We start from the raw sequence: 24,936 nt of genomic DNA, 5'->3' as shown, positions 1-24,936 counted from the left end.
TATAAACAGAATAATTTGAGGTTATTGGGTGTTGGTAAATCATCTTCAATAATTTTTTCTACACTCTTTTTTCTGTGTTCTTTTTTTTCTTTTAGTCAAGTAACATCATCAATAGATTCTACTTCTATAAAAATAGGCGAACAAATTACTTATAAAATTCAGGTTGAAACAGATACAACTAGTTTGGTGGTTTTTCCAGAAGGACAAACATTTTCGCCACTAGAAATGATAGAATCCTACGCTGTAGACACACTTAAAAAAAGCGATAAATACAACCTAATTAAAAAATACGGATTAACACAATTTGATTCTGGTGCCTACACCATTCCAAGGCAAAAAATTATAGTAGGCAATAAAACGTTTTTTACAGATTCTTTACGGGTTGAGGTAAATGACATTGCTGTTGATACCACAAAACAAGGATTATATGATATAAAACCAATAATTGAGGTTGATAAAAAAGGAGGAGATTGGTGGAAGTATCTCTTAATAGCATTATTAGTTATAGGTGTTATTGGAGCTGTTCTTTGGTGGTTTATATGGCGGAAAAAACCATTAACAGAAGAAGAACAAATAGCCTTGTTACCTCCTTATGATAGAGCTAAATTAGCCTTAAAAAAACTAGATGAAAGCCACTATTTAGAACATGAAGATTTAAAAACATATTACTCTGAACTTACCTTGGTAATTAGAAAGTATTTAGATGAAAAAGTGTATGACCATTCTTTAGAAAGCACCACAGATGAGCTTATATCAAGACTTAAATTACTAAAAGATGGTAATCAAATAGATTTAAGCCAAGAAACAATAAAAAATATTGAAAATATTTTAAGACGTGCCGATTTAGTGAAATTCGCAAAATCAGCTCCAGATATAGCATTAGCAGAATTAGATAGAAATACCATTGATGCCGAAATAGACCACGTAAAAGAAGTATTACCAGAACCAACCGAAGAAGAAAAACTGCTAGATGAAAAATACAGAGAAGAATTAGAGCGCAAAAAGAAACGTAAAAAAGTAATTATTACAGTTGCTATTAGCTTGTTTTTAGTATTAGTAACTATTGGTGGTTTTTCAATAAAATATGGTTTTAATTATGTTAAAGACACCATTATTGGGCATGATAGTATAGAGCTTTTAAAAGCAGATTGGGTTACTAGTGAATATGGATTTCCGCCAGTAAGCATTTCAACCCCAAAAGTTTTAAAACGATTAGAGCCTAATTTACCAGAAGAGCTATTACAACAGGTTGATGTTACCATGTTTGGTTATGGTAGTTTAATAGAGAAGTTCAATATTGTGGTTGCAACTTCAAAAATTAAAAACATGGGTGATGGAGAGGCTAAAATAGACATTAAACAAGCCATTGATGGTAATTTAAAAACTATTGAAGCAGCAGGAGCAAAAAATATAGTAACAAAAAATGAAGAATTTGTAACACCCAATGGTGCCGAAGGTTTAAAAGTATTTGGAACTTTAGATATGCCAGAGGCTAATAATGGCAAATACGTAAAAGGAAACTATGTTATATTAGGGTTTACTGCAAAAAATGTAATTCAACAAATTATGCTTACTTGGAGAGAGAATGATGTGTATGCAGACCAAATAGTAGAGCGTATTTTAAATTCAGTTGAACTTAAAAAAGAAGAAAACTAATGTTTGAGGGCATTGAATTTTTAAACAAACAATGGTTCTGGTTGCTTTTAGCACTACCACTGGTTATACTTTGGTATGTTTTAAAGCATAAAAAGCAAACCGCAGAACTTAAAATGTCAAGTTTAAAAGGGTTTAAAATCACTAATACATGGTTACCAAAAGTTAGACATTTGCTTTTTGTTTTAAGATTATTAGCGCTCACATTATTAATAACTGCTTTAGCAAGACCTCAATCTGTTGATGTTTCAACAAAATCAAAAACCACCAGAGGTATTGATATAGTTATGGCCATTGATGTTTCGGCAAGTATGCTAGCCAAAGATTTGGCTCCTAACAGGTTAGAAGCATTAAAAGATGTAGCTTCAGAATTTATAAAAGGAAGACCAAACGATAGAATAGGCTTGGTAGAATATGCAGGAGAAAGTTATACTAAAACACCCATTACTAGCGATAAAGCCATTGTTTTACGTTCTTTAAAAAGTATAAAATACAACAACATAATAGAAGGTGGTACCGCAATAGGCATGGGGTTAGCTACCGCAGTAAACAGATTAAAAGATAGCAAAGCAAAAAGTAAGGTTATCATATTACTTACCGATGGAGCTAACAATGCCGGTTTTATAGACCCTATAACCGCAAGTGAATTAGCTGTAGAATATGGTATAAAAACATATACCATTGGTTTAGGAACTAATGGAATGGCTCTTTCTCCGGTTCGTCTTTTACCCAATGGACAATTTCAATATGGCCGTATTCAGGTAGAAATAGATGAAGCGTTGTTACAATCTATAGCAGAAGCCACAGGCGGTAAATACTTTAGAGCAACTGATAATAAAAAGCTTGAAGAAATTTATAACGAAATTAATAAGTTAGAAAAAACAGAAATAGAAGAATTTAAGTTTTATAATTACGAAGAAAAATACAGGCCATTAGTATTGTTTGCAGGCGTATTATTGTTGTTAGAATTACTACTTAGATTCTCTATTTTTAGGAGTTTTGTATAATAGAAAAAATAATAAAGACAAAAAATAAATTAAAGTTGCGGTATTTGTGATAAGTTTAAAAAACTGTTTACTAAATACTGCTACTGAATACTAATAACATGTATCAATTAGAAGAAAAAATATGGTTTTGGGCATTATTGATTATTCCGGTAATCATACTATTCTTTTTGGTGCTTCAACTTTGGAAATATAAAACCCAAAGAAAATTTGCTGATAAAGCATTATTAAAAAGAATAAGCCCTAATACCTCGCTATTTAAATCGGTTTTAAAAATCATCGTTTTAAGTTTAGCATTTTTGTGCTTAACCTTAGCATTAGTAAACCCTAAAATAGGCACAAAGTTAGAAACCGTAAAGCGCGAAGGTGTAGATATTGTTTTTGCGGTCGATGTTTCTAAAAGTATGCTTGCAGAAGATATTGCACCAAATCGGTTAGAGAAATCAAAACAGCTGGTTACTCAAATCATCAATAATTTGGCAAGTGACCGCGTAGGTATTATTGCTTACGCAGGAAAAGCATTTCCACAATTACCTATAACAACAGATTATGCTTCGGCTAAAATGTTTTTACAAGGTATGAATACTGATATGCTGTCATCACAAGGAACCGCAATAAATGAAGCCATAAAACTAGCTTCGTCTTATTTTGATGATGAACAACAAACCAATAGAGTACTCATCATTATTTCAGATGGCGAAGACCATAGCGAAGAAGCGGCTGCAGTTGCAGAACAAGCCAGTGAAGAAGGTATTAGAATTTTCACCATTGGTGTAGGCGATGTAAAAGGCGGCCCAATTCCTATAAAAAGAAACGGAGTCGTTTTAAACTATAAAAAAGATAGCCAAGGAGAAACTGTAATTACCCGTTTAAACGAAGAAACGCTTAAAGCCATTGCAGATGAAGCAAACGGAGCTTATATAAATGGTAAAAACACCAAAAATGTAGTAGAAAATATTAAAGAAATATTAACCAAAATGGATAAAACCGAGTTTGAAGCTAAACAGTTTTCAGATTTTAAAGACCAATTTCAATGGTTTTTAGGTTTTGGTATTTTCTTTTTATTACTAGATGTGTTCTTGCTAGAGCGCAAAACAGCTTGGTTAAAAAAGCTTAATTTGTTTAATGAGAATTTATAAATTCTTTAACTAAAACAAAAACAAGGTTTTATATATTAGAATTTAGATTTACGTAAAATGAAACACTTAGTAGTAATCATATTAACCTTATTAGCTTTTAACTCTTTTTCTCAAGAAAAAGAGGAAATAGATAAAGAAAAATTATTGGCTTTAAAGAAAGCTAATAATTACGTTTATGAAGCAAATAAACTAATATCAGAAGATTTTGTATTAGGTGAAATGGAGTATAGAAAAGCTCTTTCAGAAAATCCAAACTCTGTTGCAGGTAGTTACAATTTAGCAAACGCTTATTATAAACAGGGTAATTTTGAAGAATCTTTATACCGTCATCAACAAGCAGCTAATAAAGCCCAATCTAAAGCAGAAAAACACAAAGCATTCCATAACATAGGAAACATCTTAATGCAAAATAAAAAATGTACCGAAGCTGTAGAAGCCTATAAAAACGCTTTAAGAAATGATCCAACCGATGATGAAACACGCTACAATTTAGCATTAGCAAAAGAGTGCGCTAAACAGGAACAGCAAAATAAAGACCAAAACGAAGACGATAAAAACAACCAAGACAATAACGAAAACCAAGATAATAAAGAGAACCAGGACAATAAAGACAAAGACAAGGAAAACGAAAATAAAGATAACCAAGGCGATAATAAAGAAGATAAAGAAAACCAAGACGAAGGCAAGGAGAAAGAAAAAGAGGGAGATGACAAAAAAGATGAAGACGGAAAACCTCAAGATGAAAAAGATGATAAGGGTAAACAAGGCGATAAAAATGATGAAAATAAGCAGCCTCCAAAACCCCAGCAAGGTAAAATGTCTCCTCAGCAAATAAAGAATTTATTAGAAGCCATGAATAATCAAGAACAAAAAGTTCAAGAAAAAATGAATGCTGAAAAGCAAAAAGGCGTTAAAGTAAAAACTGAAAAAGATTGGTAAAGAAACTTGTTAGCTGAAATAAGAAGAATGAAGTTTAAAAATTACATATCCATTTTATTACTACTGTTAGTTTCAAGTTTTACAATGGCTCAAGTAACATTTGAGGCCAAAGTAAGTAAAAAGAAACTTGGGGTTAATGAACGATTGCGTATAGATTTTATAATGAATGAAGATGGCGATAATTTTAATCCACCAAGTTTTTCAAACTTTACAGTTGTTGCAGGCCCTAGTCAATCGGTAAGTAATTCTTGGATAAATGGTGTAAGAACTTATAAAAAAACCTACACCTATTTTCTGGCACCAAAAAAGAGAGGAACATTCACAATATCTCAAGCAAGCATTACAATAGATGGAGAAACCTATAAAACAGTACCTGTAAAAATTGAAGTAACAGAAGCTGTAGAAGTTCCTAAAGATCCTAATGATCCCAATTATGTGGCTTCAGAAAGCATCCATTTAGAAGCAGAAATTTCTAAACCTAACCCATATTTAAATGAAGCTATTTCGGTAGTTTATAAATTATATGTGGCTCCAAATATTCGTATCCAAACACCAGGAACTATAGATATTCCAACTTTTAAAGATTTCTGGAATCAAAATATAGAAATTAAAGAGTTAAGATTAGAACAAGGTACTTATAAAGGTGAAGACTACAGTTATGTAGTTATGATGAAACAACTTTTAATACCACAAAAAACAGGTAAATTAAAAATACCAGCTTTAGTATTAGATGTACCAGTGCAAGTACCAACTAACAGACGCGATATTTTTGGTAGTAGAATAATGACCAGAGTTAACAAAAGAGTGTCTTCTGGAATTAGAACAATTAATGTAAAAGCGCTACCAGAAACAGGAAAACCAGTAGATTTTACGGGGGCTGTTGGTAGAAATTTTAAGCTAAATGTTACAAGTTCTAAAGCAAAATTAGACGCTTCTGAGTCATTACAAATAAAAGTAAGTGTTAAAGGAAACGGAAATTTAAAATTGTTTAAGCTCCCTAAAATATCATTACCAAGTTCATTAGAAGTGTATGAACCCGAACATAGCGAGCAAATAAGAACCAACTTATCTGGAATGCAAGGAAGTATTTTAGATAGTTACACGGTGGTTCCTCAGTTTAAGGGTAAGTACCCCATACCAAGTATTTCATTTTCTTATTTCGATTTAGATACAAAAACTTATAAGCGTTTAACTTCAGAAGAAATTGTTATAGATGTTGTTAACGGACCTTCATCAAGCACACCAACTTCAGAAAACAGCACAGTAGAAAACAATAAACAAGCGGTTGTACTTAATAGCGATCAATTTGCATTTATAAAAACAAAAACTAATTTTAGTAATATTAGTAAAACACATTTCTTTAAAACTAAAGCATTTTGGAGCCTACTTTTATTACCATTTTTAGCAATTCCGTTAGCTATTGTAATAAGACGTAAAAAAGCAAGTAGAGATGCTGATGTATATGGAAACCGAATAAGAAAAGCAGATAAATTAGCAAAAAAATATTTAAAAGGCGCTAAAAAATCACTTGGTCAAAAAGAAGCCTTCTACATTGCATTAGAAAAGGCATTACATAATTATTTAAAAGCTAAATTACTTATAGAAACGAGCGATTTTAGCAAAGAAAAAATAACAAATCTGCTTAAAGAAAAACAGGTTGAAGAAAGTACCATTAATAACTTTATAAGCATTATAGAAAACTGTGAATTAGCCAGATATACGCCTATAGACACGGTTACTATGAACGAAGATTATGAAAAAGCAGCCAAAACCATTTCTTTAATAGATAAGCAAGCACGTTAAAATGAAAAAAATATTCTATTTAGCACTGTTATTGTTTAGTTCAACATTGTTTGCTCAAAATCAAGCATTGTTTGAGCAAGGAAATGCTTTGTATAATGAAGGTAAATATGCAGAAGCTATTGATAAGTATATGGCAATATTAGAAACAAAAAAACACTCTGCCGACTTATATTTTAACTTAGCCAATGCCCATTATAAATTAAACAATATAGCCCCTAGTATTTATTATTATGAAAAGGCTTTACAACTTAATCCTAATGATGCAGATATAAAAAACAATATAGCATTTGCAAAAAACATGACTATTGATGCTATAGAGGAAATACCAGATGCAGGATTGTCTAGATTAATGAAAAATATTACCAACACTTTAAGTTTTGATAATTGGGCAAAAACATCAATTGCTTTGGTGTTTTGTTTTGTAATCTTGTTTTTAGTCTATTATTTTGCATACTCTACCCTAGTTAAAAGAATGACATTTATAGGAAGTTTAGCATCACTTTTTCTAGTTTGTGTAACCTTAGCATTTGCGTTTCATAGATATAATTTAGATGAAAAAGATAATCCAGCCATAATTTTTGTGCAAGAAGCCAAAGTTAAAAGCGATCCAAATTTAAGAAGCGAAGAGGCTTTTAGATTGCATGAAGGCACTAAAGTACAAGTAGAAGAAACATATAATGATTGGAACAAAATTAAGCTTGCAGACGGAAAAACAGGTTGGATAATTTCAGAAGATATTAAATTGTTGAATGATTTTTAATATTTCCTTAACAATAAAAAGCATATATTTGCTTTTCAAAAATTTTTAATAAGTGTTTAAAAAAGTCATTTCTACATTTTTTTTAGTGATTTTTGTGTCATTTCTAATGGCACCATCAATCATTGTGTTAGTTGATGACTCTATTGATATTTCTACGTATTACACCACTTCAGAAGAAGAAGAAAAGAGTAATTCAAAAAGTAGTGATAAAAAGGTTTTATTTTCAGATTTAGGAGCAGATGATATAGTTATTGTTTCTAATAATTCTGAAAACAATTCAGAGTATTACTATAAAAAATATCAAAAACCTCACTTAAATTTAATTTCCCCTCCCCCAGACTTTTACATATTATAAATTTTAGTTTTTAAAAAGACATTACAGTCTAAAATCAATTTTTTAACCTCTTAGTTTTTTAATTAAGAGACATTATTTATTTATAATATGTTTAAAAGTATTAAAAAAGACTTACCAGCGAGTATAGTTGTATTTTTTGTTGCCTTACCATTGTGTTTAGGTATAGCTCTTGCCAGTGGAGCGCCCTTGTTTTCAGGATTAATAGCTGGTATTATTGGAGGTATTGTTGTAGGCGCATTAAGTGGCTCTAAAGTAGGTGTTAGTGGGCCTGCTGCAGGTTTAGCAGCCATAGTATTAACAGCCATAGGAACCCTAGGTGGCTACCAAAATTTTTTAGTTGCCGTAGTATTGGGCGGAGTTATTCAATTGTTATTTGGTGTATTAAAAGCAGGAGTTATTGGATATTATTTCCCATCATCAGTAATTAAAGGAATGCTTACTGGTATAGGTATCATAATAATTTTAAAACAAATCCCAAACTTTTTTGGTTATGATGAAGAGTCTGCGTGGGATTTAGAGTTTTTTGAAATAGATGGAGGAAATACGTTTTCAGAACTGTTTTCAATGTTAAGTAATATTCATCCAGGGGCTGCTATAATAGGCATTATTAGTTTAGCTATTTTAGTACTATGGGATCGTGTTCTTTCAAAAAAAGGAAAAATATTTAAACTTATTCAAGGGCCTTTGGTTGCTGTTGTTTTAGGAATTCTTTTTTATAATTTCACAAAGGGCGGCCCACTTTCTATTGCAGGTAAGCATTTAGTTAGTGTACCAATTCCTGAAAGTGCCTCAGATTTTCTTAATCAATTTAATTTCCCAAATTTCATGGCTATTACTAATGTTGATGTTTGGGTTACAGCATTTACAATAGCATTAGTAGCAAGTTTAGAAACATTATTGTGTGTAGAGGCGTCTGATAAAATAGATCCAGACAAAAATACAACACCTACTAACAGAGAGTTATTAGCACAAGGAACAGGTAATATAATTTCAGGTTTAATAGGAGGACTTCCAATAACGCAAGTAATTGTTAGAAGTTCTGCAAATATCCAATCTGGCGGAAAAAGTAAATTATCAACCATAATTCATGGGTTCTTACTATTAATTTCAGTAATACTAATTCCAAGATTGTTAAATATGATACCACTTTCTGTATTAGCAGCTATTTTATTGGTTGTTGGATATAAGTTAGCAAAACCATCGTTATTTAAATCTATGTATAAACTTGGGTGGAAACAATGGGCGCCCTTTATAGTAACGGTAGTTGGTATTGTATTTACAGATTTATTGTTTGGTATTGGTTTAGGTTTATTAGTAGGCATTGTAGTAATATTATTAAAAAGCTACCAAAACTCACATTTTCTTCATATTGAAGATAAAAGCAATGGTAAGCATAAAATAAAAATGACGCTTGCAGAAGAAGTAACGTTTTTTAATAAAGGAGCTATTTTAAAAGAATTAGACAGCTTACCAAGAGACACATATTTAGAGTTAGATCTTATTAAAACAAGGTATTTAGACAATGATATTATTGAAATTCTTGAAGATTTTCTGTACAAGGCAGAAGAACGAAACATTGATATTAAACTGGTTTCTAAAAGAGGTATAGTAGAAAATCCAGCAAGTTTTATCAAATTTTTTAATGATAGACCAAAGTCTAATTTAAGTTTAAGTTAATTAAGTCATGAAGCATAATAAATATAAAATTTTAGTACTTTCAGACTTAAGCAAAAGTTCTGACACTATATTAAAAACCACCGCCAATTTAGCTAAAATGATTGGCGGAGATATTAATCTTTTACATGTAAAAAAACCAGTTGAGGTTATTAAAACAGACAATCAACTTTCATCTTTACGTGTGTTTAATAGAGATTATTTAGAACGTAAAAATCATATAGAAACTATTGTAAAATCTGTAGACAAACAACTTCATATAAATTATGATATAGTTTATGGTAGCGTAAAGCATGAAATAGAAACGTATATACAAAACATAAACCCAGATATTATAGTTTTAGGAAAAAAGCGATTTAATGCACTAAAGTTAATTGGAGATAATTTAACCAAGTTTATTCTTAAAAAATACAAAGGTACAGTACTTATTGCCTCTAATAAAAGTGTTTTAGAATATAATGAGAATTTATCTTTAGGTATTTTAAATGATTTTGAACAATTATCAAACTCAGATTTAACAAAAACTTTAATGGATTTAACACAAAAACCCATTAAGGCATTTAAAATTAAAAAGTCTACTAATTTGTCTAGTCAGAACAAAAAAGATGTAACATCTAACAAAACTGTAGAATATGTGTTTGAGCCTAATTCTAATGTCTTAAATAACTTGTCAAACTATCTATTAAAAAGCAATGTTGGGTTGTTATGTATTAATAAAAATAGTGTTAATACCAAAAGTAACAAGGGGCTATACACAAATATAAATTTAGACGGAGTAATTAAGAGGCTTAATGTTTCTTTATTACTAACTGCATAGCAGTAAAGATTACAAACAAGAAATGATTTTAAATTAAAAATATTATGAAGGCACACACAAAAGAAACACAAGCAACAATGACTCCAGATAAGTCATTACAGTTTTTAAAAGAAGGAAACTTAAGGTTTCAACAAAACTTAAAAGCCAACAGAAACTTATTAGAACAAGTAAACGATACAAGCGAAGGGCAATTTCCTTTTGCAACCATTTTAAGCTGTATTGATTCTAGAGTATCAGCAGAATTAGTTTTTGATCAAGGTTTAGGAGACATTTTTAGTGTAAGAATAGCCGGAAACTTTGTAAATGAAGATATTTTAGGAAGTATGGAATTTGCATGTAAATTAGCAGGAACTAAGCTAATAGTTGTACTAGGGCATACAAGTTGTGGCGCGATAAAAGGCGCTTGCGATCATGCCGAAATGGGTAATTTAACAAAGCTTATTGAAAAAATTACACCAGCAGTAAATGCCGTTGCTGAACCAGAAGATTCTAGCCTAAGAAACTCAAAAAACCTTGAATTTGTTGATAGTGTTTCTAAAAAGAATGTAGAATTAACCATTAACAGAATACATAAAGAAAGCCCAATACTCTCAGAAATGGAGAAAAACGGAGAGATAAAAATAATTGGAGCTATGTACGATGTTAACACAGGAGTTGTAGAATTTTATGACTAATAAACCGCAAGGATTGGGAAAACTTGTATTGAAAAAGAAAATAAGTACGGTAGCATTAGTAATTTTACTAGTGCTGCCCGTATTTGCTCAAAGTCAAGATAGTAATTTTGGTAACTGGTTAATTTATATAGGAAACAAAAACATTAACCAAAAATGGAACCTTCATCATGAAGTTCAATACCGTAACTATAATGCTATTGGAGATTTAGAGCAATTACTATTAAGAACAGGATTAGGATATACTTTTAATGAAGGAAAAAATAATGTGTTATTAGGGTATGGATACATTCTTTCAGAAAATTATTTAGACGAAACAGATAATAAAACATCAGTAAATGAACATAGAATTTTTCAACAATTCATATCAAAACAATCTATAGGTAATGTAAGCTTAAGTCACCGTTACAGGTTTGAACAACGCTTTGTTGAAAGTGATTTTAAAATGAGGTTTCGTTATTTCCTAGCATTAAAAGTACCCTTTAAAACCAAGGAAAAGGAAAACAGTAAATTTTATTTATCAGCATACAATGAAATATTCTTAAACACTACAAGTTCCATTTTCGATAGAAATAGAGTTTATGGTGGTTTAGGATATAATTTAAATAAAAATATTAGAATTGAAGCAGGGTATATGAATCAGTTTTTTGAAACAAGTAGCAGAGATCAATTTAACATAATATCATTTGTTAACTTTTAAGCTTGTTCAAGAAATTAAAATGAACTACCTTCTTACGTTTCTTTTAAATTAAACTAAATAAAAAAATGAAAAATTTATTCTCGAATATTAAGGGAGATGCCTTTGGTGGTATCACGGCAGGTATTGTTGCATTACCTTTAGCTTTAGCCTTTGGAGTTTCTTCAGGTTTAGGCCCTAGTGCAGGACTTTATGGTGCTATTTTTATAAGCTTTTTTGCTGCACTTTTTGGAGGTACAAGTACACAAATTTCGGGACCAACAGCTCCAATGACAGCTGTAAGTATGGTAGTTATAGCTGGAATTATTGCTGTTAATGATGGCGATGTTAATAAAGCAATGCCCGTAATTTTATCAGTTTTTTTATTGGCAGGTTTAATGCAAGTTGGCTTAGGTATATTAGGCTTAGGTAAGTATATTAGGTACATTCCTTATCCTGTAGTATCAGGTTTTATGACCGCCATAGGGGTTATTATTTTAATTACTCAAATATTACCTTCATTAGGGTACTACCCAAAAGAAGATGAGCAGTTTGTAGAACAATTTAAACCACAAGCAGAAGAAATTATTCTTGAAAATATTTTAAAAGAAGAAGCTGGAGAAGGCATTTTAGTTTTAGAAAATTTTAAAGAAACCATTAATAGAGCTGAAAAAATTAGTGATGACGATATTTTAAGAGAAAGTAAAACCCTTGCAGGCACCGAAGCCTCAGGTGTTTTAGGAGCAATTAAAGTTTTGCCTAGAGCCTTAAAAAACATTAATTGGTTAGAGTTAGCTCTAGCTTTAGGAACCATTTTTATTATTTATGGTTTTAAACGTATTACAAAAGTTGTCCCTAGTACTTTGGTAGCATTAATTGTTATGTCTGGTATTGCTATAGGGTTTGGATTAAACTATAGACCTATTGAAGAAATTCCTAGTGGTTTACCTATCCCAAACCTAGAAATTTTCACAACCTTTAAACTAAGCAGTATAACACCATACATATTTACAGCACTAACCTTGGCATTGTTAGGAGCTATAGATTCATTATTAACTAGTGTTGTTGCAGATAATATGACAAAAACCAAACACAAACCTAATAAAGAGTTGGTAGGTCAAGGTATAGGTAACAGTATTGCCGCCTTTTTTGGGGGGCTTCCTGGGGCAGGAGCAACCATTCGTACGGTGGTGAATATTACTTCTGGTGGTAAAACCAAATTATCAGGTATGATAGCTGGGGTACTACTTTTTGTTATTCTTTTAGGTTTAGGTCCTATAGCCTCAAAAATTCCCGCAGCTGTTTTAGCCGGTATTTTAGTAACAGTTGGTATTGGTGTTATGGATTATAAAGGCTTAAAAGCCATACCTAATTTACCTAGAGATGTAAGTATTGGCCCTATTAAATTTAGCATGGAAGTAGTTATAATGCTAACCGTTTTAATATTATCTACATTCTGGAATTTAGTTTATGCCGTTGGAATTGGTTTAGTTATAGCGTCTTTAATGTTTATGAAAAAAATAGGAGATTTAACTGCAGAACGTTCTGATGTGAAAACATTAAAAGAAGAAGCATGGGAAGACGAAGTTGGTTTCCCAGAAAACCTAAAAGAAGAGGTGTTTATCAAGCATATTAAAGGACCGTTGTTTTTTGGGTCAACTAGCGATTTTCAACAATTGGCAACTCAAATACCAGATACAGCTAAAACAGTTGTAATACGATTTGATAGAATGCAATATATGGACCAATCAGGTTTATATGCCTTAGAAGACATGCTTTTAGATTTAAGAAAAAAAGGTATAGATTTCTTATTTGTTGACCTATTACCACAACCACGCTATATGATGGAGCGTATTGATATTATTCCAGATTTTGTTCCAGAAGAACATATATTTACTACATTTAAAGAATGTATGAAATGGATAAAAGAAAACGTTCAAGATACAAATACTTAAAACAATGAATCTAGATAAAGTATTTGAAAACAATAAAGCATGGATAAATGAGAAACTATCTGTAGATAGTAATTATTTTGATGATTTAGGTAAAGGTCAAAACCCAGATTTACTATACATTGGCTGTTCAGATAGTCGTGTAACAGCCGAAGAACTTATGGGAGCAAAACCAGGGGAGGTTTTTGTGCATCGTAACATAGCCAACATGGTAATTAGTATTGATTTAAATGCTATGTCTGTAGTTAATTATGCAGTTAATCATTTAAAGGTTAATCATGTTATAGTTTGCGGGCACTATGCCTGTGGTGGTGTAAAAGCAGCAATGCAATCGGCAGATTTAGGCATTTTAAACCCTTGGTTGCGTAACATTAGGGATGTTTATCGTATACACAAAAAAGAATTAAATGCCATTGAAGATGAAGAAAAAAAATATGACAGACTGGTAGAACTTAATGTAAAAGAACAATGTGTAAACCTAATTAAAACAGCAGCCGTACAAAAGGCATACAGAGATAGAGGGTTGCAAGTTCACGGTTGGGTTTTTGATGTTCATACCGGAAAACTTATCGATTTAAAAATTGATTTTGAAAAGTATTTAGGAGATATTATGGAAATCTATCATTTAGATTAAATAAAAAGCCGCTGTTTTTGAAGTGCCCCCAAAAAGTTAGACACTATTTGGGGGTATTTTTATACCTCATTATTCATAGTTTCTGCTTCATCATCGTTTTTATCACCCAAAATACTCGGGAAAATAGTAGGTACTAAAGATTTTACGGGTTGGTATAACATTGAAGATTCTAAATCCTCTTCATCAGCAAACGGAATGGTTTTATTAAATCTATCAAAAACAATTAAAACCACACTTAGTATTACAGCAATTTTCAGCGCTCCAAAAGCAGCTCCTAAAAGTTTATTAATAATACCCAAAGCTGCAAAATCTGCTAATTTAGTTAAGGCTTTTCCAGCTAAAGCAATAGCTAATACAATAACAACAAAAGTAATAGCAAAAGCAACAATGCTAATGGTTTTGTCATTCCAATCAACCTTTTCGGTTAAAAAATCGCCTGCAAAATTACTAAAGTGTATAGCTCCGTAAACACCGGCAACTAATGCTATTAAAGAAGCTACTTCAACAAAAAGCCCTTTCATTAACCCTCTAATTAGGCCAAATAAAATTAAAGCCCCTAAAACAATATCTATAAAACCCATAAAATTTCAATTTAAACAAATATAAATAAGTCGTGCCTAGTTTATTAACTTTGCAACTTAAAAATTAGTATGTCTAGAGACGAACAGTTAAAAGAACGTTGGCAAGAAGTGGTAAAAAAACTCTCCAATCAATTTGCAGATGGAGACCCACTAGATCTTGATGCTATTATATATTTAATTGGTGTTCAGGAACTTGGTCAATTAAACAGAACGTTTAAAAAAGACCAAAAACTAGACCTCATGCATATAGCCATATGCAGGCTTTTAGAACCCTATGGTTATTATAAATTAGATTTTATAGACCCTGATGGTTGGCCACATTACAAAATGTTAGAGCAATTACCACATTTAAAAGCAGGAGAACAAAGTGTTTTAATGAAAGAAGCTATTGTAAACTATTTTCTAGAAGCCGAGTTTATAGAATAGATTTACTAAATTTGCCTTCTATTTTTGAATTAATGTCATGATTGATAAATTAAAAGAACTCATAGCGGAAGCCGAAGCATTTTCAGCACAAACAAAGGAAGAAGTAGAAGCTTTCCGTATAAAATATTTAGGTAAAAAAGGCTTGTTAAATGATTATTTTGCAGAGTTTAAAAATGTTGCAAATGAGCAAAAGCGTGAGTTTGGTCAAACCATAAACCAACTTAAAAAAACAGCCGAAGATAAAGTAAAAGCCTTAAAAGAAGAGCTTGAAAGTAAAGAAGAAGAAAAAGGCATTTATGGCGATTTATCGCGCCCAGGAGAACCCATAGAAATTGGGGCACGTCATCCTATTTCTATAGTTAAAAATCAAATTATAGATATCTTTTCGCGCATTGGTTTTAATGTTAGTGAAGGGCCAGAAATTGAAGATGATTGGCATAATTTTACCGCCTTGAACTTGCCAGAATATCACCCCGCTCGTGATATGCAGGATACCTTTTTTATACAAACCAATCCAGATATTTTACTACGTACACACACCAGTTCTGTTCAGGTACGTTATATGGAAAATAACAAACCGCCAATTCGTACCATTTCACCAGGTAGAGTGTATAGAAACGAAGCTATTTCAGCACGTTCGCATTGTTTTTTCCATCAGGTAGAAGGTTTATATATTGATAAAGATGTTAGTTTTGCAGATTTAAAGCAAACACTTCAATATTTTACCAAAGAAATGTTTGGAAAGTCTGAAATTAGGTTACGTCCGTCATATTTTCCATTTACAGAGCCAAGTGCAGAAGTTGATGTGTATTGGGGTTTAAAAACAGAAACCGATTACCGTATAACAAAAGGAACCGGTTGGTTAGAAATTATGGGCTGCGGCATGGTAGACCCTAATGTACTTAAAAACTGTGGTATAGACTCTAAAGAATATTCTGGTTTTGCCTTTGGTATGGGAATAGACCGTATTGCTATGCTACTACATCAAATAGGTGATATTCGTTTATTAAGTGAAAACGATGTACGTTTTTTAGAGCAGTTTAAATCGGCTTTATAAAACTTAAATACACTAAAAATTTAATCCCGAGAAGTTATTTCTAACTCTCGGGATTTTTTATTTAACAATATTTTAACTTCGTTTTGTTCGGTCAAAACCGAACTAAATGTAAATTTGCCCCGTTATTATTTTTAAGAATGATATTATGACAAAGGAAATATGTAGTAAAAAAATGGCATTGGTAGAGAAGCTAGGGGTGCATTTAGAAAATAGAGAAAATTTAGCACCGGTGGCAGCAAGAATTTTGTCTTTCATTATATTAACGGGCAGAAGAGGCACTACCTTTGATGATCTTGTAAGCATTTTATGTGCTAGCAAAAGTACTATATCTACACACTTAAATCATTTACAAGACTTACAAAAAATAGAATATTTCACTAAAACCGGAGACCGAAAAAAATACTTTATAGTAAATAAAGACTCTGTACTCCATCATATTGATGCTATGATTTCAGAATGGGAAACTATTAAGGAATTGCATCTAGAAATTAAAGCCTACAAGCAAGCTATAAATAATCAAGTTACTGAAGAAAGTGAAGAAACAGAAAAATTTGAACTTTCGTTTCATAACGATTATTTAAAGTTTCTTAATGAAGCAATAAGATCTATCAAACAATTAAGAGAAAACCTAGTCAATAATAAATTTAACCTTTAACAAAAAAGAAAAAAAGAAAAATGAGAAATCGTAAAATAATTTTAATAGCAGTAGTTGCTAGTGTGTTTATAACCATAGTAAGCTGTGGTAATAAAGAAAAGGCGCCAGTAGCAGCAAAACAACAAGCCTTACCGTTTCCGGTAACGCAATTACAACCGCAAACAGTTACAGGCTATGCAGAATATCCTGTAAGTATAGAAGGTATTGTAAGTAGTGATGTTAGAGCAAAAACTACAGGATACATACAAAAAGTGTTGGTAGATGAAGGCGCAAGAGTACGTAAAGGTCAGCCACTTTTTAAATTAGAAACCCAAGCCTTAAGTCAAGATGCCGAAGCAGCAAAAGCACAGGTTAATGTAGCGCAAGTTGAGGTTAATAAACTAAAACCATTGGTTGAAAAAAATATTATTAGTCAAGTACAATTAGAAACAGCTAAAGCTAATTTAGCGCAAGCCAAAGCTAATTATAGCAGTATTGTTGCTAATATTAGTTACGCAACAGTAAAAAGTCCGGTAGATGGCTATGTTGGTTCAATTAATTTTAGAGAAGGCGCTTTAGTAAGTGCTGCAGATGCTACACCACTTACAACCGTTAGTGATATTAGTAAAGTATATGCCTTTTTTAGTTTAAATGAAACAGATTACTTAGATTTTATTCAAAACGCAAAAGGTAAAAACTTAGAAGAAAAACTTAAAAACTATCCAGAGGTAAGTTTAATACTTGCCAATGGTAGTACTTATAACGTAAAGGGTAAAATACAAACAAGTACAGGACAGGTTAATCAAAATACAGGAACTATTAGTTTACGTGCGATTTTTGATAACCCTAACGAAATTTTAACCAATGGTAGCAGTGGTAAAATTAAAATTCCTTCAACTTATAATAATGCTATTGTAATACCACAATCTGCAACGTATGAGCAACAAGGCAAAGTAATGGTATTTACAATTGATGAAAACAATTCGGCAAAAAGTAAAGTTGTTAAGGTACAAGCCAAAGTAGATAATTTGTATGTTATTGAATCTGGTATTGATGCTAATACTAAAATTATAGCATCTGGTGTATCAAAATTACGAGATGGTATGCCAATTACACCACAAGAAATTCCATTTGAAAAAGCCACAGAAAAAGTAGCTACTTTATTTAGAAACTAAAAAATCACATAAACATATTTATTAGTTATGTTAAAAACATTTATTGAAAGACCCGTTCTTTCAACAGTAATTTCTATTATTATTGTTGTACTTGGTGTTATAAGTATTACCAGTTTGCCTATAGAGGAATATCCAGATATTGCGCCACCAACTATTAAAGTTACGGCCAACTATACAGGTGCAAACGCAGAGACCGTTTTAGAGAGTGTTATAATACCAATTGAAGAGCAAATTAATGGTGTAGAAGGGATGACCTACATTACGTCTACCGCTTCAAACACTGGTACTGCCGAAATCACGGTATATTTTGATCAAACAATAGATGCCGATATAGCTGCGGTAAACGTACAAAACCGTGTAGCTAGAGCCAATGCATTATTGCCATCTGAAGTCATACAAACAGGTATTGTAACCCAAAAGCAAGAAACCAGTGCTTTAATGTTTATTTCTATGTATTCTGAAAATGACGAATATGACGCTACTTACATTCAGAATTACTTAAAAATAAACGTGATACCTGCCTTACAGCGTATTAAAGGCGTTGGTGATGTGTCTGTGTTTTCACAAAAAGATTATGCCATGCGTGTTTGGTTAAAGCCCGAAAAATTAGCGGCTTACAACTTAATGCCTTCAGATATTTCAGCTGCTTTAAGCGAACAAAACTTAGAAGCTGCTGCTGGTTCATTAGGTGAAAATAATGGGGAATCGTTCTCTTATGTTATAAAATATAGTGGACGATTTAAACAAGAAAGTCAGTATGCAGACATTGTTATTAAAGCCTTAGGAAATGGCGAATTTTTACGTTTAAAAGATGTTGCCGATATTGAATTAGATGCGCAATCATACGCATCTAACGCTATGACTAAAGGAAATCCTGCTGTGTTTATGGGGGTTTTTCAAACTAAAGGTTCTAACGCCCAAGAAATTATTGAAAATATAAAGTCAACACTAGAAGATGTTAAGCAAGACTTGCCAGAAGGATTAGACTTTTTTGTTCCATATGATACAAGTTTATTCCTTAATGCCTCTATAGATAAAGTAATTAGTACGCTATTAGAAGCCTTTTTATTAGTATTCTTGGTGGTGTTTATCTTTTTGCAAGACTTCCGTTCTACTTTAATTCCTGCCATTGCAGTACCGGTTTCCATTATAGGTACATTCTTTTTCTTAAATGTGTTTGGCTATTCCATCAACCTATTAACGCTATTCGCATTAGTATTGGCCATTGGTATTGTAGTAGATGATGCCATTGTGGTTGTTGAAGCGGTGCATGCCAAGATGGAAAGTGGGGAGAAAAAACCAAAAAGTGCTACGTTAAAAGCCATGAATGAGATTTCTGGTGCTATTATTTCCATCACTTTAGTAATGGCAGCGGTGTTTATTCCAGTAACCTTTGTAACGGGTCCAACAGGTGTATTTTACGAGCAATTTGGTGTAACCTTAATTATTGCCATTTTAATTTCGGCAGTAAACGCCTTAACGTTGAGTCCTGCATTGTGTGCACTTTTATTAAAAGAACACAAGCACGATGAAGAATTAAAAGGCAAAAACGCACTTCAAAAATTCTATACCTTATTTAATCGTGGCTTTGATGCTACAGTTAGCAAATACGGAAAATCACTTCAGGTTTTATATAAAAATAAGTTTGTATCTGTACTGTTATTAATTATTGCTGGTGTAGGTATTTATTGGGCATCAACAACAACTCCAACAGGATTTGTACCGAATGAAGATAGAGGAATTATTTTTGCAAATATTGAATTGCCTGCTGGAGCATCGTTAGACAGAACCGATGATGTTACTAGAAAATTATATGCAAAAATTAAAGACCTTGATGGTGTAGAGGCAGTTAGTTTTGTTAAAGGTAGAAGTTTAATTAGTGGTGCAGGTAGCAACTTTGGTATTGGTTTCGTAAAGTTAGATGACTGGTCTGATAGAGAATCAGAAGCCTTATCAGTACAAGCCATCACAGGTAAACTGTTTGGTATTGCAGCAACCATTCCAGAGGCTAATATTATTTTCTTCTCCCCACCTAGTATTCGTGGATTTGGTAATTCCGCAGGATTTGAAATTAACTTATTAGATAAGTTTGGTGGCGAGTTTACAGATTTAGATAAAGCCAATAAGGAGTTTTCTATGGCTTTAATGAGTCACCCCGAAATTAAGTATGCAACATCGGCTTTCAATACTAATTATCCACAATACGAAATGGAAGTTAATGTGCCATTAGCTAAAGAAAAAGGTGTAAGTGTGAGCAGTATTTTTGGAACCTTGCAAGGATATATTGGTGGAATTTACGCTTCAGATTTTAGCCGATTTGGTAAGCAATATAGGGTATATATCCAATCGTTACCTGAAGATAGAGCCGATGAAAGCGACCTAAACAGTATGTATGTAAGAACCAGTTCTGGAGAGATGACACCTATAACCCAATTTGTAAGCCTAAAACGGGTGTATGGTCCGCAATCGGTAACGCGTTTCAACCTGTTTAATTCTACAACCATAACAGGTGCCACAAACCCTGGTTATAGTACGGGTGATGCCATTAGGGTTATTGAAGAAGAAGTTGCTAAATTGCCAAGTAACTACACCGTTGCGTATTCTGGTTTAACACGAGAAGAGGTAAATGCAGGTAACCAAACCACGTTTATTTTCATCTTGAGTATTCTGTTTGTGTACTTCTTATTAAGTGCGCAATACGAGAGTTATATTTTACCATTTTCGGTATTATTATCGCTACCATTTGGTGTATTTGGTGCCTATATAAGTACAAAGTTTTTCGGATTAGAAAACAACATCTATTTCCAAATTGCACTCATTATGTTAGTTGGTCTTTTGGCTAAAAATGCTATATTAATTGTAGAATTTGCACTGCAACGCCGTAAACAAGGCGAAGGTATTGTAGATGCCGCAATTCATGGTGCCAAAGCACGTTTACGTCCTATTTTAATGACATCGTTTGCCTTTATACTAGGTTTAATGCCATTGGTGTTAGCCAAAGGTGTTGGTGCCGAAGGAAACAATTCTATTGGTACAGGAGCCGCTGGAGGTATGTTAATAGGAACCCTTTTAGGTGTATTTGTTATTCCAATTTTATTCATCTTTTTCCAATGGTTACAAGAAAAAGTATCAAGTAAACCTGTAGTACAAACAATTGAAGAACAATAACAATGAAATCAACTATAAATAGAAATTTTAGTAAAGGCGCATTGGTATTAATGCTTGCGCTAACATTACAAAGTTGTTTTGTGGCAAAGGACTATACACGTCCGGAGTTAGAAGAAACAGAACATTTATACAGAACCGATAATTTGCCACAAGATAGTGTGTCTTTGGCAGATGTATCGTGGAAAGATATGTTTAAAGACCAATATTTAGCTGAATATATTGAAGAAGGTCTTCAGAACAATTTAGATATTCGTGTGGCCATTCAACAAATAGCAGCTGCTGAAGCTTATATGAAACAAGGTAAAGCAGGTTATTTCCCAACCTTATCTGGAACTGCTCAAGTAACACACCAAGAACTATCATCAAATAGTCAATTTGGTGGACTTTTCTCTTCTTTAGATCAATATGAGCTGTCTGGAAGTTTATCTTGGGAAGCTGATGTTTGGGGAAAAATACGAAGCAATAAACGCGCTGGTGAAGCCAGTTATTTACAAACGGTAGCAGCACACAAAGCGGTTAAAACCGAATTAATTGCAGCAATTGCTTCAACGTATTATCAACTTTTGGCTTTAGATGAGCAATTAGAGATTACCGAAAAAACAATTGCTACTAGAGATAGTAGTGTGTATACAATAAAAGCGTTAAAAGACGCTGGAAACGTTACACAAGTTGCGGTAGACCAATATATTGCGCAGTATAACAATGCTAAAGCTTTAAAAGTAGATTTAGAAGCTGCTATTTTTAAAGCTGAAAATACCTTAAATCTGTTATTAGGTAGACCAGCAAAACATATTGAACGTAGTAAGTTAACCGAACAGCAATTGGATGCCAATGTTACATTAGGCGTGCCGGTAACATTGTTAAGAAACAGACCAGATGTGATTGCTTCAGAATATAGCTTAATTAATGCATTTGAGTTAACCAATGTAGCAAAAAGCAACTTTTACCCATCGTTAACTTTAACTGCAAGTGGCGGATTTCAAAGTTTAGAATTAGACGACTTATTTAGCGCTAATTCATTATTTGCAACGGTTATTGGTGGTTTAACACAGCCTATTTTTAATAAGCGTTCTATTAGAACTCAACACGAAGTAGCAAAAGCACAACAAGAACAAGCCTTATTGAATTTTAAGAAAACCTTGTTAACTGCCGGAAACGAAGTCTCTAACGCACTTTACGATTATAATGCTGAAACCAAAAAATTCGAGTATCGTAAAAATGAAGTTGAAGCGCTTAGACAAGCCGAAGCAAATTCAGAAGAATTATTGCAAAACGGTTTAGCAAATTACCTAGATTTATTAACAGCTAGAGAAAGTGTGCTAAGTGCTGAATTAAATGTGATTGATAACAAACTACAACAATTACTAAGTGTAGTTAATTTATACGAAGCACTTGGTGGTGGATGGAAGTAAAACTAGGGTTGTATAATTATTAACAGAATTAATTACAAATTATGAGTGCCATAATAGTAGCAACAAATTTTTCAAAAACATCAAACAACGCTGTGTTGTACGCAGCATCATTAGCGCAGGTGTTAAAAATTAAATTAGTGTTTTTTAATGCCTTTAAATTGCCTTTACATGCGTCAAACACTTGGTTGTCATCACAATCAATGGAAAAGTTAATTGAGAAAGATAGAGACAAATTAAAGAAACAGGCTTTAGATGTATCTGAAAAATTTAATATTGAAGTTGATTTTCAATGTAGTTATGTAGATTTTGAAAGAGAAATAGATACTTTAATGACAAGCTACAATTCACGGTTACTTGTAATTGGGATGTCAGAAAAATCAATGGAACAAAACTTATTAGGAAACCCTACAACAACCTTGATAAGCATGAAAAAGTTTCCGGTTTTGGCCATACCAGTAAAGGCGCAGTTTAAGGGTATACATAAAATTTTGTTTGCCTGTGATGTTATGAACGATATTCCTTTAAGAACCTTGGTGAAGTTAAGAAAAATAGCAGTTGACTTGAAGGCTGAAGTAGAGGTTTTTTATGTTGAAAAGAAAGTAAATGAGTTGCAAGCCAACAAAAACACTGTTGAAAATATAGAGGAAGGACTTGAAAATGTAACCTATCTATATAAAAAAGTAAATTCAGATGCGGTAATAAATGAAATTGAAAAAGAGATTGTAAAATCTAAGTCAGATTTATTGGTAATGATTCCCAAAAAATATGGTTTTTGGGAATCTATTACTCATAAAAGTAAAACAAGGGTAATGGCATCTGGGTTAGATATTCCTTTATTATCAATTCCTATTGAATAATATTGAATAAAAATTGATTACCAAAACCGAATTATTAAATTATGCTAAAACTAAATTCACACAATTTGGTAGCAAACATGTTACTTTAGATGAAATTGCAAGCGATTTAGGAATATCTAAAAAAACAATCTATTCTTTTTTTAAAAACAAAGAAGACTTAGTTGCAGGCAGTCTTGAAATTTTATTAAAAGAATATGAAGAAAATATAAATAGCATTATTACTAGTTATAGTAATGATACTGTTTTATGTGTTATATTAATTTATAAAAGAGGGTTTGAATATTTAAAATATTTCAAACCTTCTTTTTTATTTGGGCTTAAAAAATATTACCCTAAAGCCAACAAATTGTTTGAAGATTTTATTGAAAATTTATCTAAAAGCACTATTCTAAGTTTACTAAAAAAAGCTCAAGAACAAGGCCATATAAAACCTGAGGTAAACTTAGAATTAATAGTGAAAATTTATTTTTTTAGAGTAGATAATTTGCTATTTAAAAATAATAATTTATTTGAATTATACGGTGAAGATACCCTTTTTAAGCATTTTGTTTTGTATAACTTAAGTGGTATAATTAGCAAGCAATATTTTAATCCATATTTGAAGTAAAATATATATTTTTGACACCATGAAAAAAGATATTCAAATTCCAAAAGTAGAAGGAGTTTATATTGCTATTGTTAATGAATATAACCAGGTTTATAAAACCCAAGATTGGAATGCCTATATAATTAACGATAAAGAGGTTGCTTTAGACATGGTGCTTATAGTTACCAGTGGTTTTTCAGAAAATAAAAAAACCTCAGTACTTCGGAAAAAATTAGACAAACTACCTAAAAAAAGCTATGCTAAAATAGAGTTAATGCCTGAAGAATTGTTTGCGTTTAACAATCAATTTAAGGTTACTTTTTTTCAGGGCAACCAAATGTTTGATAAAACATACCTATTTAGAAAAAACACCATCAATTTAAAAGCATTACAGCCTGTACCCTTAATGGATGTTAAAGGGGTTTTAGTAAAATAAAAAAGCCTCATAAACACAAAGTTCATAAGGCTTTTTATTAAGCAGCAATACGTTTTATTTGTTTATTAAAAGTGTTTATCCATTTATTTGAAAATATAGTCTCACCACTTAAAGGAGGGTCTATTTCTTCATTATATACCCTAAACACATATTGGTTTTTAGATGTTTGAGAAAAACAAATATCAATTGTTGAAATAATTTCTTTTTTACTATTTTTAGTAGGTTTTCTGTTAATATTTATAAAACAATGCGATGTGTTTTTTAAATCAACAATAGTAGGTTCATCATTTTTTATATAAAAAGCAAGTAAATTTTCTTTATCTACGGCTATTATAGATTTATTAAAGATTTCAAACTCACTAATGTTGGCATTGTTCTTTTTGGCAACATCATTTAAATGGTTAATTAATATTTGCTTTTGTTTTTTTTTGTTAAAATAAAATATAATGAAAGGGATACAGCAAATAAAAGCTATAACTATCCCAATAAGAATGCTTTGTGAATCCATTTTTATGTTTTTTTAATTA

General features: G+C 31.8%; 24 protein-coding genes. 22 read left to right on the top strand and 2 right to left on the bottom strand.

From position 1 onward, the window contains the following. Positions 1-15 precede the first annotated feature (15 nt). The 13 genes from BWZ22_RS06220 (at position 16) to BWZ22_RS06160 (ending at position 14,077) form a co-directional block, all read left to right on the top strand. Entirely contained in the window at positions 16-1,656 is a 1,641-nt protein-coding gene (locus BWZ22_RS06220; RefSeq protein WP_083692215.1) for a BatD family protein, read from the top strand. Then, positions 1,656-2,660: a VWA domain-containing protein gene (locus tag BWZ22_RS06215; protein WP_076698708.1), complete on the top strand. Its 1,005-nt coding sequence runs from the start codon at positions 1,656-1,658 to the stop codon at positions 2,658-2,660. The genes BWZ22_RS06220 and BWZ22_RS06215 overlap by 1 nt, the downstream gene beginning before the upstream one ends. Positions 2,661-2,758: 98 nt before the next feature. Continuing rightward, the gene (locus BWZ22_RS06210; RefSeq protein WP_076698707.1) at positions 2,759-3,796 is read left to right on the top strand and encodes a VWA domain-containing protein; all 1,038 of its coding nucleotides are present in this window, start codon (positions 2,759-2,761) and stop codon (positions 3,794-3,796) included. Between the two features lie 57 nt (positions 3,797-3,853). Further along, positions 3,854-4,735 carry a tetratricopeptide repeat protein gene (locus BWZ22_RS06205; protein WP_076698705.1) on the top strand — a complete coding sequence of 294 codons (882 nt, stop codon included), beginning with the start codon at positions 3,854-3,856 and terminating at the stop codon, positions 4,733-4,735. A gap of 27 nt (positions 4,736-4,762) precedes the next feature. Further along, positions 4,763-6,538, top strand: a complete 1,776-nt coding sequence (locus tag BWZ22_RS06200; protein WP_076698704.1) for a BatD family protein — start codon at positions 4,763-4,765, stop codon at positions 6,536-6,538. Position 6,539: 1 nt separating this feature from the next. Beyond that, the gene (locus BWZ22_RS06195; protein ID WP_076698702.1) at positions 6,540-7,298 is read left to right on the top strand and encodes an SH3 domain-containing protein; all 759 of its coding nucleotides are present in this window, start codon (positions 6,540-6,542) and stop codon (positions 7,296-7,298) included. A 106-nt stretch (positions 7,299-7,404) separates the two neighbouring features. Beyond that, on the top strand, positions 7,405-7,653 hold the full coding sequence (locus tag BWZ22_RS06190; RefSeq protein ID WP_083692214.1) for a hypothetical protein: 249 nt from the start codon (positions 7,405-7,407) through the stop codon (positions 7,651-7,653). Between the two features lie 87 nt (positions 7,654-7,740). Beyond that, complete coding sequence (locus BWZ22_RS06185) at positions 7,741-9,330, top strand: SulP family inorganic anion transporter (RefSeq protein ID WP_076698701.1); 1,590 nt, start codon at positions 7,741-7,743, stop codon at positions 9,328-9,330. A 7-nt stretch (positions 9,331-9,337) separates the two neighbouring features. Further along, a complete protein-coding gene (locus BWZ22_RS06180; RefSeq protein WP_076698699.1) occupies positions 9,338-10,144 on the top strand; it encodes a universal stress protein in 807 nt (268 codons plus the stop codon). A gap of 44 nt (positions 10,145-10,188) precedes the next feature. After that, positions 10,189-10,818 carry a carbonic anhydrase family protein gene (locus BWZ22_RS06175; protein WP_076698698.1) on the top strand — a complete coding sequence of 210 codons (630 nt, stop codon included), beginning with the start codon at positions 10,189-10,191 and terminating at the stop codon, positions 10,816-10,818. Between the two features lie 13 nt (positions 10,819-10,831). Then, a complete protein-coding gene (locus BWZ22_RS06170; protein WP_076702333.1) occupies positions 10,832-11,515 on the top strand; it encodes a DUF2490 domain-containing protein in 684 nt (227 codons plus the stop codon). A 65-nt stretch (positions 11,516-11,580) separates the two neighbouring features. Beyond that, positions 11,581-13,446: a SulP family inorganic anion transporter gene (locus BWZ22_RS06165; RefSeq protein WP_076698696.1), complete on the top strand. Its 1,866-nt coding sequence runs from the start codon at positions 11,581-11,583 to the stop codon at positions 13,444-13,446. A gap of 4 nt (positions 13,447-13,450) precedes the next feature. Further along, entirely contained in the window at positions 13,451-14,077 is a 627-nt protein-coding gene (locus tag BWZ22_RS06160; RefSeq protein WP_076698695.1) for a carbonic anhydrase, read from the top strand. A gap of 59 nt (positions 14,078-14,136) precedes the next feature. Here BWZ22_RS06160 and BWZ22_RS06155 read toward each other — a convergent pair whose 3' ends face one another. Next, entirely contained in the window at positions 14,137-14,658 is a 522-nt protein-coding gene (locus BWZ22_RS06155; protein ID WP_076698693.1) for a CvpA family protein, read from the bottom strand. A gap of 69 nt (positions 14,659-14,727) precedes the next feature. Here BWZ22_RS06155 and BWZ22_RS06150 point away from each other — a divergent pair, with 69 nt between their 5' ends. The 9 genes from BWZ22_RS06150 (at position 14,728) to BWZ22_RS06110 (ending at position 24,409) form a co-directional block, all read left to right on the top strand. After that, complete coding sequence (locus BWZ22_RS06150) at positions 14,728-15,084, top strand: hypothetical protein (protein WP_076698692.1); 357 nt, start codon at positions 14,728-14,730, stop codon at positions 15,082-15,084. Positions 15,085-15,121: 37 nt separating this feature from the next. After that, positions 15,122-16,141 carry a phenylalanine--tRNA ligase subunit alpha gene (gene pheS, locus BWZ22_RS06145; protein WP_076698690.1) on the top strand — a complete coding sequence of 340 codons (1,020 nt, stop codon included), beginning with the start codon at positions 15,122-15,124 and terminating at the stop codon, positions 16,139-16,141. 145 nt (positions 16,142-16,286) lie between these two features. Continuing rightward, positions 16,287-16,796, top strand: a complete 510-nt coding sequence (locus BWZ22_RS06140; protein ID WP_076698689.1) for a GbsR/MarR family transcriptional regulator — start codon at positions 16,287-16,289, stop codon at positions 16,794-16,796. A 20-nt stretch (positions 16,797-16,816) separates the two neighbouring features. Beyond that, positions 16,817-17,950 carry an efflux RND transporter periplasmic adaptor subunit gene (locus BWZ22_RS06135; RefSeq protein ID WP_076698687.1) on the top strand — a complete coding sequence of 378 codons (1,134 nt, stop codon included), beginning with the start codon at positions 16,817-16,819 and terminating at the stop codon, positions 17,948-17,950. A 27-nt stretch (positions 17,951-17,977) separates the two neighbouring features. Then, complete coding sequence (locus tag BWZ22_RS06130) at positions 17,978-21,118, top strand: efflux RND transporter permease subunit (RefSeq protein ID WP_076698686.1); 3,141 nt, start codon at positions 17,978-17,980, stop codon at positions 21,116-21,118. Between the two features lie 2 nt (positions 21,119-21,120). Next, the gene (locus BWZ22_RS06125) at positions 21,121-22,530 is read left to right on the top strand and encodes an efflux transporter outer membrane subunit (protein ID WP_076698685.1); all 1,410 of its coding nucleotides are present in this window, start codon (positions 21,121-21,123) and stop codon (positions 22,528-22,530) included. 41 nt (positions 22,531-22,571) lie between these two features. Continuing rightward, entirely contained in the window at positions 22,572-23,387 is an 816-nt protein-coding gene (locus tag BWZ22_RS06120) for a universal stress protein (RefSeq protein WP_076698684.1), read from the top strand. 13 nt (positions 23,388-23,400) lie between these two features. Further along, positions 23,401-23,994, top strand: a complete 594-nt coding sequence (locus BWZ22_RS06115; protein WP_076698682.1) for a TetR/AcrR family transcriptional regulator — start codon at positions 23,401-23,403, stop codon at positions 23,992-23,994. 19 nt (positions 23,995-24,013) lie between these two features. Next, positions 24,014-24,409, top strand: a complete 396-nt coding sequence (locus tag BWZ22_RS06110; protein ID WP_076698681.1) for a hypothetical protein — start codon at positions 24,014-24,016, stop codon at positions 24,407-24,409. 37 nt (positions 24,410-24,446) lie between these two features. On the opposite strand, the gene BWZ22_RS06105 is transcribed toward BWZ22_RS06110, so the two are convergent. Continuing rightward, the gene (locus BWZ22_RS06105; protein ID WP_076698680.1) at positions 24,447-24,917 is read right to left on the bottom strand and encodes a hypothetical protein; all 471 of its coding nucleotides are present in this window, start codon (positions 24,915-24,917) and stop codon (positions 24,447-24,449) included. Between the last annotated feature and the right edge of the window lie 19 nt (positions 24,918-24,936).

The organism is Seonamhaeicola sp. S2-3, from assembly GCF_001971785.1.
Classification (GTDB): Bacteria; Bacteroidota; Bacteroidia; order Flavobacteriales; family Flavobacteriaceae; genus Seonamhaeicola.
The sequence above is the reverse complement of the archived record's forward strand: the minus strand, read 5'-3'. Positions and strand labels throughout refer to the sequence as shown.